This is a genomic window from Cellulomonas cellasea (assembly GCF_006538745.1).
Classification (GTDB): Bacteria; Actinomycetota; Actinomycetes; order Actinomycetales; family Cellulomonadaceae; genus Cellulomonas_A; species Cellulomonas_A cellasea.
Genome location: NZ_BJLR01000018.1, coordinates 13,989 through 32,444, shown reverse-complemented (window position 1 = coordinate 32,444; position 18,456 = coordinate 13,989). Strand labels below are relative to the sequence as shown.

The following is an 18,456-nucleotide window of genomic DNA, read 5'->3' as shown; positions in this document are numbered from 1 at the left end:
GACGCCGGGGCCGGGGCGCCCAGCAGGGAGCCCGTCCGGCGTCAGGATGTCGCGGCCGGCGTCAGGTCGAGCGCGACGTCCAAGATCGGGCTGGAGTGCGTCAGCGCCCCGACCGAGAGGTAGTCGACCCCCGTGCGGGCGACGTCGGCGGCCACGTCGAGCGTCAGGTTGCCCGTCGCCTCGAGCTCGACCCGGCCGGTGCGCGCCTCGCCCGCCCGGACCGCGGCGACGACCTCGGCCAGCACCGCGGGCGGCATGTTGTCGAGCAGCAGGAAGCGCGCGCCGACCTCGACGGCCTCGAGGGCCTGCGCGAGCGTGTCCGCCTCGACCTGGATCGTGACGTGGGGGAAGCGTGTGCGGACCGCCTCGACCGCCGCGGCGACCGAGCCCGCCGCCACGACGTGGTTGTCCTTGACCATCGCGACGTCGTACAGGCCCATGCGCTTGTTCGTGCCGCCGCCGCAGCGCACCGCGTACTTCTCGAGCGCGCGCAGGCCCGGGGTCGTCTTGCGGGTGTCGAGCACCTGCGCGCCCGTGCCGCCGAGCGCGTCGGCCCAGCGGCGTGTGTGGGTCGCGACCCCCGACGCGCGCGAGACGAGGTTGAGCAGCGTCCGCTCCGCGACGAGCAGGACCTGGACGGGGCCCGCGATCGTCGCGAGCACGTCCCCGCGGCGCACGCGCGTCCCGTCCGGCACGCGGAGGTCGACCGTCGCGGGCGCGAGGCCCAGCCGGGTCGCGACCTGGTCGAGCACCTCCGCGACGACGACGAGCCCGGCGACGACCCCGTCGGCGCGCGCCACGACGTCCGCCGCGCCCGTCTCGTCCGCGGGGACGGTGGCCTGCGTCGTCACGTCGCGGCCGGGCGCCGGGCCGAGGTCCTCGTCGAGCGCGACGCCGACGAGTCGGGCGAGCCACGCGGCGTCGGGCGCGTCGTGCGGGGTGGCGGGGGTCGAGGCGGCGGGCGGGGTCTGCGCGGTCACGCCGCCACGGTAGCCGCGCGCGGGCGGCCGAGGGCCGGCGTCCCGCGGGGGCGTCGCGGCGGCAGGAGCGGGCGGCGCGGCGCGACCCGGTGCCGGGTCGGCCCCGTCGCTTCCGTTCCGGCCGCGCGCACCGCATCCTGGGACGCGGCCGCGCGCCGTCGGCCCCGGCGCACCACCGCCGCCCACCCCCAGGAGGACCCGCGTGAACGAGATCGACGTCGCCCGGCTGCACGCGCTGCTGAGCGAGGACCCCACCGCGACCGTCGTCGACGTGCGGGAGGCCGACGAGTACGCCGGTGGGCACGTCCCCGGGGCGCTGTCGGTGCCGCTGTCGGAGCTCGTCGCGCGCGCGCCCGAGGTCCTCGGGCTGCCGACGCCGGTGCACCTCGTATGCGAGTCGGGCGGGCGCTCGGCGCAGGCCGCGGGCTGGCTCGAGGCGCAGGGCGTCGAGTCCGTCAACGTCGTGGGCGGCACGAGCGCGTGGCGTCGGGCCGGGCTCCCCGTGGACGTGCCGGGGCGCTGACCCCGGCGTCCCCCGCCGACGTCCCGGCGGTGCGGCGCCGACGGCCCGGCGGTCCGGCGCCGACGGCCCGGCGGTCCGGCGCCGATGGCCCGGCGTCCGCCGCCGACGGACCCGGCGCCCGACCGCCGTCGTCAGGCGGGCGGGACGTCCCCGGCGAGCGGCACCCGCTCGGTCACGAGCCGGCCGTCGGCGTCGAGGCGCGCCTCGATCCGCAGGCGCCACGCGTCGTCGGGCACGGGGAAGTCCGTGCGCGCGTGACCGCCGCGGCTCTCCTCGCGCTCGAGCGCCGTCGCGGTCAGCACGGTCGCGACCTGGTGCACGTTCGTGGTCTCCCACTCGGCGGTCTGCGGGTCGGCGACGACCCCCGAGGACCCGTGCGAGACGACGTGCGCGTCCGTCCGGACGCCCGCGAGCCCCTCGGCGGCGGCCCGCAGCCCGTCGCCGGAGCGCAGCACGCCCGGTCCGGACGACGCGAGCCGCTGGATGCGCGAGCGGCTCGCGCCCGCGACCAGCGCGGCACGGCCGGGACGCTGCTCGGGGTCCTCCGGGACCAGCTCGCCCGCGCCGACCCGCTCGGCGATGTCCCGCGCGGCGCGGTGCGCGAACACGAGCCCCTCGAGCAGCGAGTTCGAGGCGAGCCGGTTCGCGCCGTGCACGCCGGTGCACGCGACCTCGCCCGCGGCGTAGAGCCCGCGCAGCGACGCCCGGCCCACGAGGTCGGTGACGATGCCACCCGAGTGGTAGTGCTGCGCGGGGGCGACCGGCACGAGGTCCGTCGTCAGGTCGATGCCGTGCTCGAGGAGGCGTTCATGGATCGTCGGGAACCGCCGGCGCAGGAAGTCGCCGCCCAGGTGCCGCGCGTCGAGCAGCACGTGCTCCGAGCCGGTCCGGGCCAGCTGCGTGACGATCGCGTGCGCGACGACGTCGCGCGGCGCGAGCTCGGCCATCGGGTGCACCGCGGGCATGAACCGCACGCCGTCGGTGTCGAGGAGGTAGGCGCCCTCGCCGCGCACGGCCTCCGAGACGAGCGTGAGCTGCCCGCGCACGCCCGAGCCGAGCCACAGCACGGTCGGGTGGAACTGCACGAACTCGAGGTCGCCGAGCCGGGCGCCGGCCCGCAGCGCCGCGGCGATCCCGTCGCCCGTCGCCTGCACGGGGTTGGTCGAGGAGCGGAAGACCTGCCCGATCCCGCCGGTCGCGAGCACGACCGCGGGGGCCAGCGCCGCACCGACGCCGTCGCGCGTGCCCTCGCCGATCACGTGCAGCGTCACGCCGCAGACCGCGCCGGGCTCGCCGTCCGGCCCGGCCGGGCCCGTGAGCAGGTCGAGCACGAGCGCGTGCTCGATGACCTCGATGCCGGGGTCGGAGCGCACCGCGTCGAGCTGCGCGACGAGCGCGCGGGAGATCTCCGCGCCGGTCGCGTCCCCGCCCGCGTGCGCGATCCGGTCCGCGTGGTGGCCGCCCTCGCGGGTCAGCGCGATCTCGCCGTCGGCGGCCCGGTCGAACACCGCCCCGCCCGCGACGAGCTCGCGCACGCGCGCGGGGCCCTCGGTCACGAGCACCTCGACCGCGCGCGGGTCGCACACGCCGGCCCCGGCGACGAGCGTGTCCGTGAGGTGCGCCGAGGGCGAGTCGCCGGGGTCGAGCGCGGCCGCGATGCCGCCCTGCGCCCACAGCGTAGACCCCGACGCGAGCACGCCCTTGGTCACGAGCAGCACGCGCGGCACGCGGGTGCGCAGCTCGAGCGCCGCGGTCAGGCCCGCGATGCCCGAGCCGACGACGACCGCGTCGGCCCGCGCGGTCCACCCCGGCTCCGGCGCCGCGAGGTGCGAGGCGAGGACGACGCCCTCCCCCTCGCGCGCCTCGAGCCCGTGCGGGTTCGCCGGCGCCGGGGCGAGCGTCATCGGGGTGCGCCGGGGATCGCCGGGTGCGGGCCCTGGACGAGGCTGCGGCCCTGCGCGAACGGCACCCCGCTCGGCTCGAGCCCCGACAGCTCGGTCCACTCGGGCGGCACCTGCCCGGGGTCGTCGCCCGCCCCGACGATGCGGTTGTCCGCGTCGACGAGCACGACGTGCGGGGAGTACGTGCGCGCCTCGGCGTCCGAGAGCATCCCGTACGCGATGAGGATCACGACGTCGCCGGGGTGCACGAGGTGGGCCGCGGCCCCGTTGATGCACACCTGGCCCGAGCTGGCCTCGCCCGCGATCGCGTACGTCGTGAGGCGGGCACCGTTCGTCACGTCGACGACGTCCACCTGCTGCCCGGGGAGCAGGTCCGCGGCGGCGAGCAGGTCGGCGTCCACCGTGATCGACCCGACGTAGTGCAGGTCGGCCTGCGTCACGGTCGCACGGTGAATCTTGCCGATCATCATCGGTCGCTGGAGCGAGGTCATCGGGTCCCCTCGGGTCGGTCGGGCCCGGCCCCCTCGGGGTCTCCGAGGGTCAGCCGGACGTTGTCGATGAGCCGGGTGGAGCCTACGCGGGCGGCGACCGCGAGGACCGCGGTGCCGGCGAACCCGGGTCGCACGTCCTCGAAGCCTGCCGCGTCGACGAGCGCGACGTAGTCCACGTCCACGACGCCGGCCTGCGCGAGCGCCGCCTGCACGGCGTGCACGACGTCGCCGGGGTCCTTGCCCGCCTCGGCCAGGTCGCGAGCCTCCACGAGCCCGCGCGAGAGCGACAGGGCCTGCGTGCGCTCTCCGGGGCTCAGGTAGGCGTTGCGCGACGACAGGGCCAGGCCGTCGACGTCGCGCACCGTGGGCACGCCGCGGACCTCGACGGGCACGTCGAGGTCGTGGACCATGCGGCGCACCGCGCTGAGCTGCTGCGCGTCCTTCTCGCCGAACAGCGCCACCGACGGGCGCGTGAGGTGCAGGAGCTTGAGCACGACGGTCAGCACGCCGTCGAGGTGGCCCGGGCGCGAGCGCCCCTCGAGCACCTCGCCGATCCGCCCGGCCGCGACGCGCACCATCGGGTCGCCGCCCGGGTAGACGACGTCCGGGGTCGGGGCGAAGACGACGTCGCCCGGGCCCAGCAGCCCGTCGCCCGCGAGCAGCGCGAGGTCGCCGTCGAGGTCGCGCGGGTAGCGGTCGAGGTCCTCGCCCGCCCCGAACTGCAGCGGGTTGACGAAGATCGTCACGACGACGTGCCGGGCGGCGGCGCGGGCGGCGCGCACGAGCTCGAGGTGCCCGGCGTGCAGGGCGCCCATGGTCATCACGACCGCGCGGGCGGGGAGGTCGGCGGCGTCGGTGCCGGCGCCGCCGCCCCCGGCGTCCTGGGCCGCGAGCGCCGCGGCCAGCTCCGCCCGCGTGCGGACCAGGGCCGGCCCGCTGCGGTGCTCGTGCGCGGTCATGCGTCGTCCTCCTGCGTGCGGTCGTCGTCGGGGTCCGGCGCGTCCTGCGCGGCCCCGTGGTCACCCGGGCCGTCGGCGCCGGGCGGTCCCACCCCGTCCAACGCTGCGCGGTCCTCCGGCATGCCCGCCACCCGGGGCGGCTCGGTCAGCGCGTCGAGCAGCGTCTGCGCGGCCCCCGCGTCGAGCAGGCCGGCCGCGAGCGCGCGCGACGTCGCCGCCCGGGCGAGCGTGCGGTAGCTCAGCGGGACGTCGACCGCGCCCGTGCCGGCCCCGAGCGCACCGAGCACCTCGACGTGGTCGCGCACCGTGCCCGCGTCGCCGCGCCGCACGGGTCCGGTGAGCGCGGTGATCGCGCCCGGCCCGCCGCTCGCCACGCCGCCGGGCGACGCCGGTGCACCCGCCGAGGCGGCGCGCAGCGACCCGTCGAGCGCGGCGGACAGCAGGGGCCCGAGCACGCGGCCGGGGTCGTCGACGCCGGCGGCCGCGAGCGCCTGCGCGGCCTGCGCGACGAGCACGACGAGGTGGTTCGCGCCGTGCGCGAGGGCCGCGTGGTAGAGCGGGCGGGCCTCCTCGGCGACGACGACGGGCTCACCGCCGACCTCGACGACGAGCGCCTGGCCGATCGGCAGCACCGGGCCCGGCGCGGTCACCGCGAACGTGCAGCCGACCAGCCGGGCGAGGTCCAGCGACGTGCCCGTGAACGTCATCGCGGGGTGCAGCGCGAGCGGGATGACGCCGGCCGAGCGTGCGGCGGCGAGCACGCCGACCCCGTACCGCCCGGACGTGTGCGCGACGATCTGGCCCATCTGCCACGCGCCGACGTCTGCGAGCCCCGTCACGAGCCCCTCGAGCGCGTCGTCGGGCACCGCGAGCAGCACGAGCTCGGAGCGCCGCACGACCTCGGGGACGTCGACCACGGGCACGCCTGGCAGCAGCTGCTCGGCGCGCTCGCGCGACTCCGCCGAGATGGCGCTGACGGCCACGACGGGGTGCCCCGCGGCGCGCAGCGCGCTGCCGAGCACCGCACCGACGCGGCCGGCACCGACGACCCCGACGCCGAGGCGCCCGGGCCGGCGCTCACCGCTCACGCCGTGCCCTCGCGCCGCATCCACTGCTCCGGCCCCGCGTTCGCCCGGGCCGTGCGCGCGCGCTCCGCCTGCTCGTCGAGCAGCGCCGCCGCGACCGCGGCGTCGAGGTGGTCCACGCGCGGGCTGACCGGTCCGGGCGTCGAGTGCACGACGAGCGACGCGACCCCGAACCGCCGCTGGAGCGGGCCCTGGTCGAGCTGCAGGGACTGCGTGCGCTCGTGCGGGACGACGACGAGCCGCCGGATGAAGCGCCCCGAGCGCACGAGCAGGGCGCGGTCGGTCACGAGCACCCCGCGCCGGTTCCACGCGAGCAGGTCGAGCAGGCGCGCGCGGCGCGGGACGGTCAGGAAGCCGAACGCGTCGTCCGCCGCCGAGCCCGAGAGCCCCGCCTCGACGACCGCGCGCGGGTCGGCCACCCCCAGGTCGGGCAGGACGAGCCACAGCGCCAGCACCGCGTCGTCGCGCGTGCCCACGGGGAGCAGCACGTTCTCCGTCTGCTGCTCGCCCGCTCCCCCGTAGCCGGCGACGTTCATCTGCACGCGCCACCAGTCCTTGCCGCGCCACAACGGGCCCTGCGTGATCGCGAGCGCCTGGACGCGGCCCGGCGGCACCGTCTGCGCGCGCGCCTCCGTGAGGCCGTGGCGCAGCCGGATGCCGTCCGGCGAGATGGCGGCGCGGAAGTTCGCGCCCTGGTTGATCGCCGACCAGATGGCCCCGGCGATCCCGAAGAACGCGGGCACCATGATGAACACGGCGCCCGGCTCCCGCGTCCAGACCACGCCCACGATCACCGGCACGACGAACACGCCGGCCCAGAGGGTCACGCCCGAGCGCAGCACCGACTGCACGAGCCGCGCCATCGGGACCTCGAAGACCTGGTGCTCCGGCGCCGCCTCGACCACGGGACCGCCCTGCGGCGCGCCGGCCCCGACGTGCAGGCCCGCGGCGCGCGCGAGCAGCTCCGAGCGCAGCGCCTCGGCCTCGTCCTGCTTGAGGAACGCGAGCGAGACGGCGGAGCCGGAGCCGCCGGCCACCTCAAGCTTGAGCTCGGCGAGGCCCGTGATGCGCGCGAGCAGCGGCTGCACGACGTCGACCGCCTGGAGCCGGTCGAGCCGCGCCTGGCGCTGCTGGCGGAACAGCACGCCGGTGTGCAGGTGCACGGCCTGGTCCGTCACCGCGAACCGGGTCATGCGCCACGCGAGCAGCGCGTACACGAAGCCGACCGCGGCGACGAGCACGAGCCCGCCGACCACGAACCGCCAGCGGCCGTCGCCGACGAGCTCGGCGGCGTTCCGGAGGTCGTCGCCGAACTGGTAGCCCAGCACCGCGATCGCGCCGACGAGCACGCGCCAGCCCTTGATCGCCGGGGTCACGGGGTGCATGCGGCGCCAGACGCGCGAGTCCGCCGCAGGCTCGGGGAGCGCGACGGCGGCGGCGGGGTCGGCGTCGAGGGCCGCGTCCCCGGGTGCCGGCACCGGCTCGGTCGGGACGGGCTTCGTGAGGTCGGGCCGGGCGGACGCGGCGCCCACGGGCACCGGCTCGGCGGGCACGGGCGTCGCCACGTCGGGCCGCGTCCGTGCGCCGTCGACGGGCACCGGCTCGGGCGGCGCGGGCTCGGTGAGCTCGGGCCGGGCGGGCTCGCTCACAGCCCCGCCAGCTGCGCCTCGCCGCGCGACGCGAGCTGGTCGCGCAGGCGCGCGGCCTCCTCGGGCGGCAGGCCATCGATCGTCGCGTTGGTGTTCGGCGACGCGGTGTGGAGCTGCACGGACGCGATCCGGAACCGCCGCGCGAGCGGTCCGGCGGTCACGTCGACGTACTGCATGCGCCCGTAGGGCACGACGACGAGCTGGCGGAAGAGGATGCCCTTGCGCACGAGCAGGTCGTCCGCGCGCTCGGCGTACGCGTGCGCGCGCACCTGCCGCGGCACGAGCACCGCCGCCCACAGCATCGGCGCGACGACGACGGCGGGGAACGCCCACGTCCACGCCGCGCCGGTGAGCAGCGGGATCGGGACGAGCACCAGCAGCACGATCGCCGTGGTGATCCCCATGGCCGTGAGCCGCGCCCCGGCGAGCCGGCTCGACACGGGGGTCCAGGTCACGCCGGTCGGGTCGAACGGGCCGCCGGCCGCTCGCTCGGGTGCAGTGGTCATGCGCTCATCCTTCCACCGTGGCCGGGGCCGCCGGATCGGTCGCGCGGTGGACGCCTGTACCGACCCAGGGCCACGGCGGTGCGTCCGAAGGGCTACGCGCCCCGCGGACGGTCCGCGACCCGGACGCACCGGCCACGGTCAGCCGGCGGCGGGGTCCGGTGCGGGCTCGCGCGGGCGCGACGGGTCGTCCTTCGCCCCGTCCTCGGGCGGCGGGACCCGGCAGAACCACTCGACGACGAGACCCACGACGGCGAGCACCACGGCACCCAGGACGGCGAGCCCCGCCGCCGCGGCACGGGCCCGCTGCGGCTCGATCTCGAGGTCGCCGAGCACCGCGAGGACCTGGCCGCCGTACCAGCCGACGAGCACGGCGCCCGTGTAGCAGGACGCCTTCGCGAGCACCGCGGTCCGCGCCGCCCGGATCGGCGACAGGTCGGGCCGCTTGCCCTGCAGGAACTGGCGCACCGCCCAGCCCATCGAGAGCACCACGCCCGCGATGAGGAGCTCCACGGCGACGACGAGCCACGGGACCTCGGGCACCTGGATCCCGCGGCCCGCGAGCGCCCGGACCAGCAGCGAGCTCACGGCGGTCGTGGCGACCGCCCACAGCGCGAGCGTCTGCCATCGCGTGCGGTGCATCACGGGTGCGGCCCCGACCCCGGGTCGCCCCCGGCCGGCTCGGGCTGCACGGCGGGGACCGGCACGGTGAGCCAGTCGAGCGCGAGCCAGCGGATCCCGTCGCGGTCCGGCGCGGTCGCGGCGAGCGCGGCGACGGGCCCGCCCCCGAGCCCGGGCAGCACCGCGTCGGGCGCGACCTGGGCCCACGGCTGCAGGACGAAGGCGCGCTCGTGCGCCCGCGGGTGCGGCAGCTCGAGGTCGTCGGTGACCGCGAGCGTCGTGCCGTACACGACGATGTCGACGTCGAGCGTCCGGGGACCCCAGCGCTCGTGCCGCTCCCGGCCGTGGATCTGCTCGACGGCCTGCGTCGCGCGCAGCAGGTCGCGCGGGGAGAGCGTGGTCCGGGCGAGGACGACGGCGTTGAGGAAGTCGGGCTGGTCCGGGCCGCCGACGGGCGCGGTGCGCGCGAGCGGCGAGACGTCCACGACCTCGATGCCCGGGACCTCCGCGAGGTCGTAGACCGCGTCGCGCAGCGTCTCCTGCGCGGCGCCGAGGTTCGAGCCGAGCGCGAGCACCACGTCGACGGGGCCCCGGGGCGCCTCGTCGAGCGCGTCGCTCACGAGCTCGCCGTCGACCACGTCGTCCTGCGCCGCCGGTCCGGCGAGCAGCTCGGGCCGGGTCGAGCGGACGTGCGCCGCGAGCTCGGGCGCCGGGACCGGGGGCAGGCCGGCCTCGCCGTGCCGCGCCGGGGCGACGCCGTCCACGCGCACGGGCCCGGAGTGGTGCGTGCCGGGGGTCTCGTCGGCGTCCGCGTACGACTCCGGCGCCGACACCTCGGGCCGGTACGGGAGCGGCACGTACGGGCCCTCGTCGTAGGGGAACGGCGCCCGGCCCCCGAGCGGGTCCGTCGGGTCCGCGGGCGACGGCGCGCCAGGGTGCGGACCGGTCGGGACCGGCGGCAGCGGGGCGGGCGGGTGCGGCGTGGGCGGGTGCGGGGTCGGCGGGTGGGGGTCCGGGACGGGCTCGGCGGCCCGCGGTCCGGACGGGACGGCGGCGGTCGCCGAGGCCGCGGCGGGCACCGTCGGGAGCTGCGCGGTCACGGTGCGCACCGGGGCGGACGGGACCGCGGCCCGCTCGCGGCCGTCCTCGGCCGCGGGGCGCCACGGCTCGGCTGCGGGGAGCTTGTCCCGGTCGCGGTAGATCTCGACGACGACGTCGTCGAACGGCACCGGGATCGGGGCGCGCGGCTTGTGCAGCGCGACGTCGACCGCCACGGCCTGCGGGAACGCGAGCACCGTCGCGGCGATCCGCTCGGCGACGGTCTCGATGAGGTCTGCCGGGTCGCTCGAGAGCACCCCGGCGACGTGCTGCGAGAGCGTCCCGTAGTCGAGCGTGAGCGCGAGCTCGTCGCGGGCCGCGGCCCGCCGGGTGTCGAGGTGCACGACGACGTCCGCGACGAACTCCTGCCCGTCCCGGCGCTCGTGCTCGAAGACCCCGTGGTAGCCGATCGCGGAGATCCCGAGCACCCGGATGCGGTCGAGCCGCCGGCCCGACGCGTCGTGGGCGACCGCCGCGCTGAGCGCGTAGGCGCCCTGCTCGCGGGCCGACCGCCCACCCTCACCGTTCGCGTGCACGTTCACCGCTCGCCTCCCGTCGTCTGAGCCCGTCGCCCACCGCCGTCCGCGGCTGCCCCCCGCCACGCCGCGGCGACGCGCACGGCGTCCGCCGAGCCTGCCACCTCGTGCACCCGGACGCACCAGGCTCCCGCGGCCGCCGCGAGCGCCGAGATCGCCGCCGTCGCGCCGTCGCGCGCGAGGGGCGGGGCGGGCGTGCCGTCCGGCCGGGCGAGGAGGTGCCCGAGGAAGCGTTTGCGGGAGGCGCCGACGAGCACCGGGAAGCCGTCCGCCACAAGCTCCGGCAGTCGCGCGAGGAGCGGCCAGTTGCTCGCCCCCGGCTTCGCGAAGCCGAGGCCCGGGTCCAGCACGACCTGCTCGTCGCGCACCCCCGCGGCGCGCAGAGCGTCGACCCGCTGGGCGAGCTCGCGCCGCACGTCCGCCACGACGTCGTCGTAGTCGTCGCGCGAGTCCATGACGTCCGCGTGCCCGCGCCAGTGCATCGCGACGTACACCGCCCCGGTCTGCGCGACCGTGGCGAGCATCGCGTCGTCGGCCAGGCCGCCCGAGACGTCGTTGACGATCGAGGCGCCCCGCGCGACGGCCTCACGGGCGACCTCCGCGCGCGTGGTGTCGACGCTGACCGTGGCCCCGCGCTCCACCAGCTCGGCGACGACCGGGAGGACGCGCTCGAGCTCGTCCTCGACCGCGACCCGCCGGGCGCCCGGCCGCGTCGACTCACCGCCCACGTCGAGCACGTCCGCGCCGGCCTCGACCAGCGCGAGCCCGTGTGCGACCGCCGCACCGGGTGTGAACCACCGGCCGCCGTCCGAGAAGGAGTCCGGGGTCACGTTCACGACGCCCATCACCAGCGTGCGACCCGCGCCCGTGAGGTGCTCGGGCAGGGGTGCTGGTCGTGCTCCGGTGCTCACGGGGGCGAGCCTAGGCCCCGGTCAGCGTCCGATGACGAGACTCATCGCCTCGGCCCGCGTGGCGACGTCACGCATCTGCCCGCGCGCGGCCGACGTGACGGTCCGCGAGCCGGGCTTGCGGACCCCGCGCATCGACATGCACAGGTGCTCGCACTCGATGACGACGAGCACGCCCTTGGGGTCGAGGTGCTCGACGAGCGCGTCGGCGATCTGCGACGTGAGCCGCTCCTGGACCTGGGGGCGGCGCGCGAACACCTCGACGAGCCGCGCGAGCTTGCTCAGCCCGGTGATGCGCCCCTCGGAGCTCGGGATGTACCCGACGTGCGCGACGCCGTGGAACGGCACGAGGTGGTGCTCGCACGTCGAGTACACCTCGATGTCCTTGACCAGGATCATCTCCTCGTGGCCGAGGTCGAACGTCGTGGTCAGGACGTCCTCGGGCTCCTGGCGCAGGCCCGCGAAGATCTCGCGGTACGCCCGGGCGACCCGGGCCGGCGTGTCGCGCAGGCCCTCGCGCTCGGGGTCCTCCCCGACCGCGAGCAGCAGCTCCCGGATCGCGGCCTCGGCGCGGGCGGCGTCGTACTCGGGCACCAGCCGACGCTCCGGTGCGGCGACCGGCGCGGGCAGGAGCTCGCGCAGGGCGTCGTCGTGCTCGTCGACGGTCATCGCCGTCAGCCCTGCGCGTTCGGGTCGGGAGTGCCGTCCCACGGGAGCTGGACCGGGATCTCGGCCGGGTGCTCCGGCTTGGCGTCGGCCGCGATGTCCTCAGGGATGATCGGCGCGCCGTTCTGCGCGGCCTTCTCCCCCTTGGTCATCACCGGCGGGCGCTTCGAGACGGCGCGCTCCTCGCTCGACAGCCAGACCTGGCGCGGCTCGCGCTTGACGACCGGCTGGAAGATCTCGGCGAGCTCGGCCTGGTTGAGCGTCTCGCGCTCGAGCAGCTCGAGCACGAGGTGGTCGAGCACGTCGCGGTACTGGACCAGGATCTCCCACGCCTCGTCGTGCGCGGCGTCCATGAGCTTGCGGACCTCGACGTCGACCGTCGCCGCCACCGACTCGGAGTAGTCGCGCCCGTGGCCCATGTCGCGGCCCATGAAGACCTCGCCCGAGTCCTGGCCGAGCTTGACGGCGCCGATGCGCTCGCTCATGCCGAACTGGGTGACCATCTTGCGGGCCGTGGCCGTGGCCTTCTCGATGTCGTTGCTCGCGCCCGTCGTCGGGTCGTGGAAGACGAGCTCCTCGGCGACGCGGCCGCCCATGGCGTACGCGAGCTGGTCGAGCAGCTCGTTGCGCGTCGTGGAGTACTTGTCCTCGAGCGGCATGACCATCGTGTACCCGAGGGCCCGGCCGCGCGGCAGGATCGTGACCTTGGTGACCGGGTCGGTGTAGCGCAGCGCCGCGGCGACGAGCGCGTGGCCGCCCTCGTGGTACGCCGTGATCTTCTGCTCCGAGACCTTCATGATCCGGGTGCGCTTCTGCGGGCCGGCGATGACGCGGTCGATCGCCTCGTCGAGCTCGTGGTCGCCGATGGTCTGGCCGCCCGTGCGGGCCGTCAGCAGCGCGGCCTCGTTGAGCACGTTCGCGAGGTCGGCACCCGTGAAGCCCGGCGTGCGGCGCGCGACGGCCTCGAGGTCGACGTGCGGGGCCATCGGCTTGCCCTGCGCGTGCACCTGCAGGATCCGCGAGCGGCCCTTGAGGTCCGGCGGGTCGACCGAGACCTGGCGGTCGAAGCGGCCCGGGCGCAGCAGCGCGGGGTCGAGGATGTCGGGGCGGTTCGTCGCGGCGATGAGGATGACGTTCGTCTTGACGTCGAACCCGTCCATCTCGACGAGCATCTGGTTGAGCGTCTGCTCGCGCTCGTCGTGCCCGCCGCCCATGCCGGCGCCGCGGTGGCGGCCGACGGCGTCGATCTCGTCGATGAAGATGATCGCCGGGGCGTTCTGCTTGGCCTGGTCGAACAGGTCACGCACGCGGCTCGCGCCGACGCCGACGAACATCTCGACGAAGTCCGAGCCGGAGATCGAGTAGAACGGCACGCCCGCCTCGCCGGCGACGGCCCGCGCGAGCAGGGTCTTGCCGGTACCCGGCTGGCCGTAGAGCAGAACGCCCTTGGGGATCTTGGCGCCGACCGCCTGGAACTTGGCCGGCTCGGCCAGGAACTCCTTGATCTCGTGGAGCTCCTCGACCGCCTCGTCGACGCCCGCGACGTCCGCGAACGTGACCTGCGGGGACTCCTTGCTCACGAGCTTGGCCTTGGACTTGCCGAAGCTCATGACGCGCGAGCCGCCGCCCTGCATGTTCGACATGAGGAACCAGAAGACGGCCAGGATGATGATGAACGGCACGATCAGCGTCAGCAGGCTGCCCCACCACGACTGACGCGGGACCTCGGACGTGAACCCCTTCTCGGGGTCGGCCTCGGCGATCGCGCTCACGACCGTCTCGCCCTGCGGCTCGACGTAGTAGAACTCGACGTTCTTGCCGAGGTTGTCGTCGCCCTGCATGTGGTCCTCGGACAGCGTGAGCTGGACGCGCTGCTCACCCTCCGTGACCTTGACCTGCTCGACCTTGCCCTTGTCGAGGAGCTCGAGCCCGACGGACGTGTCGACCCGCTGGGTGCGCGGGGAGCCGAAGATGGTGCCGAGGCCGATCCAGACGATGACGGCGGCCAGCACGATCCACACGGCGGGGCCGCGGGTGAGTCGCTTGAGATTCATGGGCAGCGGGGGTGGTGCCCCCTCATCCCTCCGGGTTGCAGGGCAGCAGGTGGCGTCGAAGTTACACGCTGGACCTGGGATCGGCCGTGTCTGTTCGCCCAGGGCAGGAAGGGCGCCTCAGTGCGAGTAGACGTGCGGCGCGAGCGTGCCGACGAACGGCAGGTTGCGGTACTTCTCGGCGTAGTCGAGCCCGTAGCCCACGACGAACTCGTTCGGGATGTCGAACCCGACGTAGCGCACGTCCACGTCGACCTTGGCGGCCTCGGGCTTGCGCAGCATCGTCGCGATCTCGACGCTCTCGGGCCCACGGCTGCGCAGGTTCGCGAGCAGCCACGACAGCGTGAGGCCGGAGTCGATGATGTCCTCGACGATCAGCACGTGGCGCCCGGTCAGGTCGGTGTCGAGGTCCTTGAGGATCCGCACGACGCCCGAGGACTTGGTCCCCGAGCCGTACGACGACACGGCCATCCAGTCCATCTGCACCGTGGAGTGCAGGCGGCGCACGAGGTCCGCCATGACCATCACGGCACCCTTGAGCACCCCCACGACCAGGAGCTCCTTGCCCGCGTAGTCCGCGTCGATCTGTTCCGCCAGCTCGTCGAGGCGCGCACCGAGCTGGGCCTCCGTGAGCAGCACGCGCTCGAGGTCGTCACCCATGTCCGCAGGATCCACGGTCGTCATTCTCCTTCGTGCGTTCGGGGGTGGAGCCTCAGCCTGCCACACGCGCGGGACGCGACCACGGGACCCGGCAGGTCGGCCGGACCCTGCCCGTGCCACGCGGTCACGAGCGCGTCGACCGCGAGGACGTGCGCCCGGGTGAGGCTCCCGGGCGGGCTCCCGGCACGCGCCGCGGCCTGCCGCAGGGCCCGGCGGCGCACGGCGGGGAGGGCGCGGGCGAGCGTCGTGACGTCGAGCACGACGCCCGGGCCCGCGGGGGGCTGCTCGGTCGCGGGAGCGTCGGCGGGACCGGGCGTCCCGGGCGTGTCGGCGTCGCCCGCCGGCCCAGGCGCGTCGGCGTCACCCGCGGGCCCGGTCGCCGACGCGTCGGCCGCAGCCAGCGCCGCCTCCGCCAGGAGCTCCGCCGCGAGCGCGTCGAGCGCGTCCGCGTCCTCGCGCAGCAGCGCGGCCGTGCGGGCGAGCGCGACGGCGACCCCGGGCCCGAGCACGTCCTCGAGCACCGGCAGGGCCTCGCCACGCACGCGGGACCGGACGGGCGCCGCGCGGTCACCGGGCGCCGGGGTGTTGGTGGGGTCGTGCCACGGCGTGAGCCCGTGCGCCGCGCACACCGCCTCGGTGTCGGCGCGCCGGAGCCCGAGGAACGGCCGGCGCAGCAGGTCCCGGCGCGCCGCCATGCCCGCGAGCGAGCGGGCGCCCGAGCCCCGCGCGAGCCCGAGCAGGACGCCCTCGGCCTGGTCGTCGAGGGTGTGCCCGAGCAGCACCGCGGCCGCGCCGAGCCGCTGGGCGGTCGCGGCGAGGGCGGCGTACCGCACGTCGCGGGCGGCGGCCTCGGGACCGCCCGGACCGCCGGCGTCGACGCGGACCACCTCGACGGGGTCGAGCCCGAGCACCCGGCACGTGACCGCCGCAGCGGCCGCGACGTCGGCGCTGCCGGGCTGCAGGCCGTGGTCGACGACGACGGCGCCGGCCCGCAGCGCCCGCGACCCGCGCGAGCCGCGCGAGCTGCGCTCGGCGACGAACGCCGTCGCGGCCGCGAGCGCGAGGGAGTCGGCGCCGCCCGAGCACGCGACGAGCACGAGCGACCCGGCGGGCACGTCGTCGAGCGCGCGGGCGACCGCGGTGCGGGCGGCCGCCACGACGGGTGCGGGTCCGGCCATGCCGGTCAGCCGTGCACGCGACGCACCCAGGCGCCGGGCTCGGCGATCTCGCGCGCCGACGGCAGGTGCTCGGGCGCGGCCCACACGGCGTTGAGCCCGTCGGTCCCGACGGCGGTGCGGACCGCGCGCACGAACGCCGCGCCGTCGCGGTACTGCGCGAGCTTGGCGTCGAGCCCGAGCAGCCGGCGCACGACGCGCTCGGGGCCGCGGGACCGGGCCCCGGCGTCCCGGCGGGCCTCGAAGCGGGCGCGGATGCGGCGCACGGACGGCACGACCGAGCGCCCGACGGCGTCCATCGCGACGTCCGCGTGCCCCTCGAGCAGCGCCATGACCGCGCCCACCTCGTCGACGAGCTCGCGCTGGCCCGGGGGCAGCAGGTCGAGGATCCCGCGCCCGTCGTCCGGGCCGCCCAGCGCGCCGGCGACGCGCTGCAGCAGGTCGAGCAGCGTCGGGTCGTCGTCGTGCGTGCCGTGGCCCCTGCGGCCCTTGTCCCGGGTCCGCTCGGCGTCGCCCGAGAGGCCGGCGAGCAGCGTGCCCGAGCGCGTGCGCAGGTGGTCGGCGAGCCACGGCGCCGCGGCGAACTGCAGCGCGTGCGTCTGCTCGTGCAGGCAGACCCAGAGCCGGAAGTCGGCGGGGTCGAGCCGCATCGCCCGCTCGGCCTGGAGCACGTTGGGCGCGACGAGCAGCAGCCGGCCGCCGGGCGCCTGCGCGTCGGCGGTGAACGGGTCGAACTGCCCGAGGACCTTGCCCGAGAGCAGCGCGAGCACCGCGCCCACCTGCGTCGCGGCGGCGAGCCGGGCGGGGGCGGGCACCGGCCGGGGCACGGGGACGTCGCGCGTCATGCTCGCCATGAGGCGGGTGTTGGCCCGCGCCCAGGCCGGGCGGTCGACGACGTGCACGGTCGCGGGCGACCGTCCGGGCGCCGGCGTCAGGCCCGTGATGCGGGCGACGTGCCCCGGGGCGGCGTCGGCCGCGGCGCGCAGCCCCTCGACGAGCGCGGCGGCCTCGTCGCGCGTCGTCCGGGGGCCGGGGGTCGCGAGCCGGCCCGCGAGGCGTGCGGCGACGTCCCAGTCGACGAGCGCGTGCGGCCCGGGTCCGGTCGTGCCGGGCTCGGCGTCGACGCGGTCCGGGTTCGCTGCTCGACGCGGTGCCACGCGCCCACCGTAACCGCCGGTCCGCCGCGCGCCCGCCGGTCGGTGGCGGAGGTCCTCAGCGGCAGCCGCACTCCGCGAGGCGCGCCACGAACCCGTCGATCGCCGCGCGCGGCGCGGGCTGCCCGCCGCCGGGCGTCTGGTCGGCGAGCACCGCGAACAGGAGCTGGCGGCCGTCGGCGTCGACGACGGTGCCCGCGAGCGACGTGACGCCCGGCAGGCTTCCGGTCTTCGCGCGCACGAGACCGCGCGCCGACGTCGTCGTGTACCGCTCGGCCAGGGTCCCGGTGAGCCCGGCGACGGGCATCCCGGTCGCGATCTCCCGCAGCTCGGGCCGCGCGGGGTCGGTCACGAGGCGCAGGAGCCCCAGGAGCAGGTCGGGGGTCAGCAGCGAGCCCGCGCCGAGGCCCGAGGCGTCCACGAGCTGGGCCCCGGACGTGTCGACCCCGAGCTGCGCGGCCTCGCGCAGGACCGCCTGCGACGCGCCCTCGAAGCTGCCCGGGAGCCCCGAGCGCACCGCGACGAGGCGCGCGACGACCTCGGTGATGGTGTTGTCCGACGTGTCGAGGAAGTAGTGCACGACGTCGGACAGGGGCGCGGACCGCACGAGGCCGAGCTGCTCGGCACCCGCGGGCGTCGGGCCGACGGGGCCGACCTCGGTCACGGTGATCCCGTTCTCGGCGAGCCGCTCCGCGAACGTCTGAGCGGCGTGGCGCTCGGGGTCCGGGTGCCGCGGCGGATACTCCCCCGGCCGGATCTTCGCGATGTCGACCGCGAGGCTCGTGACGGGGGCGACGAAGCCCTGGTTGACGTCCGACGGCTTCCACGTCGGGCTGAGCGCCGGCCCGGAGAACAGCGAGCCGTCGTAGCCGAGGCGCACGGACGTCGTCCCCGTCGAGGTCAGCACGCCCGCGACCTGGGTCGCGAGGTCGCCGAGGCCCGCGTGCCCGACGACCGCGTCGGCGTCGCCCCCGCCCGGCGCGAGCATCATGTCGCCGCCGCCGACGAGCACGACCTGGTCGCCCTCGCCGCGCACGACGCGCGTGTCGAGCGTCGACGCCGGGTCGAGCGTCGCGAGCGCGGCGACGCCGGTCACGAGCTTCGCGGTCGACGCGGGGACGCGCGGCTGGTCCGACGCGTGCGACGCGAGCACCTCGCCGGTGATCTGGTCGGCCACGACGACGCCGACCGCGGGCCCGATGCGCCCGTCGGTCACGAGGCCCTGGACGAGCGCGGCGACCTGCGCGGCGTCGGGCACGGGAGCCGCGGCGTCGAGCGGGCCGAGCGCCGGGGCGACCGCGGGCGGCTCGGCGGCACCCGGGACGGCCGGGAACGGCTCGGGGTCCGGGGGCACGGGAGCGAGCGTGACGACCCCGGGCACGACGTCGTAGGCGTCCGCCGTCCCGTACGCGGCACCGCCCAGGACGAGCACGAGCAGGCTCACCCCGACCACGCGCGCGCCTGTCGACATGCGCCCTCCCGTCCGTGCGTGTCGC

Annotated in this window: 17 protein-coding genes; 1 reads left to right on the top strand and 16 read right to left on the bottom strand. The window is 76.8% G+C overall.

The genetic code is table 11. The features are described from left to right. Positions 1 to 41 precede the first annotated feature (41 nt). A complete protein-coding gene (gene nadC, locus CCE01nite_RS10310; protein WP_141372315.1) occupies positions 42 to 980 on the bottom strand; it encodes a carboxylating nicotinate-nucleotide diphosphorylase in 939 nt (312 codons plus the stop codon). Between the two features lie 202 nt (positions 981 to 1,182). Here nadC and CCE01nite_RS10305 point away from each other — a divergent pair, with 202 nt between their 5' ends. Further along, positions 1,183 to 1,503, top strand: coding sequence for a rhodanese-like domain-containing protein (locus tag CCE01nite_RS10305; RefSeq protein WP_141372314.1), 321 nt, complete (start codon positions 1,183 to 1,185; stop codon positions 1,501 to 1,503). 131 nt (positions 1,504 to 1,634) lie between these two features. Here CCE01nite_RS10305 and CCE01nite_RS10300 read toward each other — a convergent pair whose 3' ends face one another. From CCE01nite_RS10300 to dacB, 15 genes are all read right to left on the bottom strand, one after another. Continuing rightward, a complete protein-coding gene (locus tag CCE01nite_RS10300; protein ID WP_141372313.1) occupies positions 1,635 to 3,407 on the bottom strand; it encodes an L-aspartate oxidase in 1,773 nt (590 codons plus the stop codon). Then, on the bottom strand, positions 3,404 to 3,895 hold the full coding sequence (gene panD, locus CCE01nite_RS10295; protein WP_141372312.1) for an aspartate 1-decarboxylase: 492 nt from the start codon (positions 3,893 to 3,895) through the stop codon (positions 3,404 to 3,406). The genes CCE01nite_RS10300 and panD overlap by 4 nt, the downstream gene beginning before the upstream one ends. Beyond that, positions 3,892 to 4,854 (bottom strand): pantoate--beta-alanine ligase, encoded by a 963-nt coding sequence (gene panC / locus CCE01nite_RS10290; protein WP_141372311.1) that lies wholly within the window; start codon positions 4,852 to 4,854, stop codon positions 3,892 to 3,894. The genes panD and panC overlap by 4 nt, the downstream gene beginning before the upstream one ends. Continuing rightward, positions 4,851 to 5,942, bottom strand: coding sequence for a Rossmann-like and DUF2520 domain-containing protein (locus CCE01nite_RS10285; RefSeq protein WP_141372310.1), 1,092 nt, complete (start codon positions 5,940 to 5,942; stop codon positions 4,851 to 4,853). Before CCE01nite_RS10285 ends, panC begins: the two co-directional genes overlap by 4 nt. After that, positions 5,939 to 7,588, bottom strand: coding sequence for a PH domain-containing protein (locus tag CCE01nite_RS10280; protein WP_246056435.1), 1,650 nt, complete (start codon positions 7,586 to 7,588; stop codon positions 5,939 to 5,941). Before CCE01nite_RS10280 ends, CCE01nite_RS10285 begins: the two co-directional genes overlap by 4 nt. Beyond that, on the bottom strand, positions 7,585 to 8,094 hold the full coding sequence (locus tag CCE01nite_RS10275; RefSeq protein ID WP_141372309.1) for a PH domain-containing protein: 510 nt from the start codon (positions 8,092 to 8,094) through the stop codon (positions 7,585 to 7,587). The genes CCE01nite_RS10280 and CCE01nite_RS10275 overlap by 4 nt, the downstream gene beginning before the upstream one ends. Positions 8,095 to 8,232: 138 nt before the next feature. After that, entirely contained in the window at positions 8,233 to 8,733 is a 501-nt protein-coding gene (locus tag CCE01nite_RS10270) for a DUF3180 domain-containing protein (protein WP_141372308.1), read from the bottom strand. After that, positions 8,733 to 10,352: a 2-amino-4-hydroxy-6-hydroxymethyldihydropteridine diphosphokinase gene (gene folK / locus CCE01nite_RS10265; RefSeq protein ID WP_246056432.1), complete on the bottom strand. Its 1,620-nt coding sequence runs from the start codon at positions 10,350 to 10,352 to the stop codon at positions 8,733 to 8,735. The genes CCE01nite_RS10270 and folK overlap by 1 nt, the downstream gene beginning before the upstream one ends. Further along, entirely contained in the window at positions 10,349 to 11,257 is a 909-nt protein-coding gene (folP, locus tag CCE01nite_RS10260) for a dihydropteroate synthase (RefSeq protein ID WP_246056430.1), read from the bottom strand. Before folP ends, folK begins: the two co-directional genes overlap by 4 nt. Positions 11,258 to 11,278: 21 nt before the next feature. After that, entirely contained in the window at positions 11,279 to 11,923 is a 645-nt protein-coding gene (gene folE / locus CCE01nite_RS10255; RefSeq protein WP_141372307.1) for a GTP cyclohydrolase I FolE, read from the bottom strand. A gap of 5 nt (positions 11,924 to 11,928) precedes the next feature. Next, complete coding sequence (ftsH, locus tag CCE01nite_RS10250) at positions 11,929 to 13,974, bottom strand: ATP-dependent zinc metalloprotease FtsH (RefSeq protein ID WP_141372306.1); 2,046 nt, start codon at positions 13,972 to 13,974, stop codon at positions 11,929 to 11,931. 117 nt (positions 13,975 to 14,091) lie between these two features. Continuing rightward, complete coding sequence (gene hpt, locus CCE01nite_RS10245) at positions 14,092 to 14,646, bottom strand: hypoxanthine phosphoribosyltransferase (protein WP_141372305.1); 555 nt, start codon at positions 14,644 to 14,646, stop codon at positions 14,092 to 14,094. Between the two features lie 5 nt (positions 14,647 to 14,651). Then, positions 14,652 to 15,809, bottom strand: a complete 1,158-nt coding sequence (gene tilS / locus CCE01nite_RS10240; protein WP_141372304.1) for a tRNA lysidine(34) synthetase TilS — start codon at positions 15,807 to 15,809, stop codon at positions 14,652 to 14,654. A 5-nt stretch (positions 15,810 to 15,814) separates the two neighbouring features. Further along, a complete protein-coding gene (locus CCE01nite_RS10235) occupies positions 15,815 to 16,963 on the bottom strand; it encodes an Rv3626c family coenzyme F420 biosynthesis-associated protein (RefSeq protein ID WP_141372303.1) in 1,149 nt (382 codons plus the stop codon). 55 nt (positions 16,964 to 17,018) lie between these two features. Then, entirely contained in the window at positions 17,019 to 18,431 is a 1,413-nt protein-coding gene (gene dacB, locus CCE01nite_RS10230; protein WP_141372302.1) for a D-alanyl-D-alanine carboxypeptidase/D-alanyl-D-alanine endopeptidase, read from the bottom strand. Positions 18,432 to 18,456 lie beyond the last annotated feature (25 nt).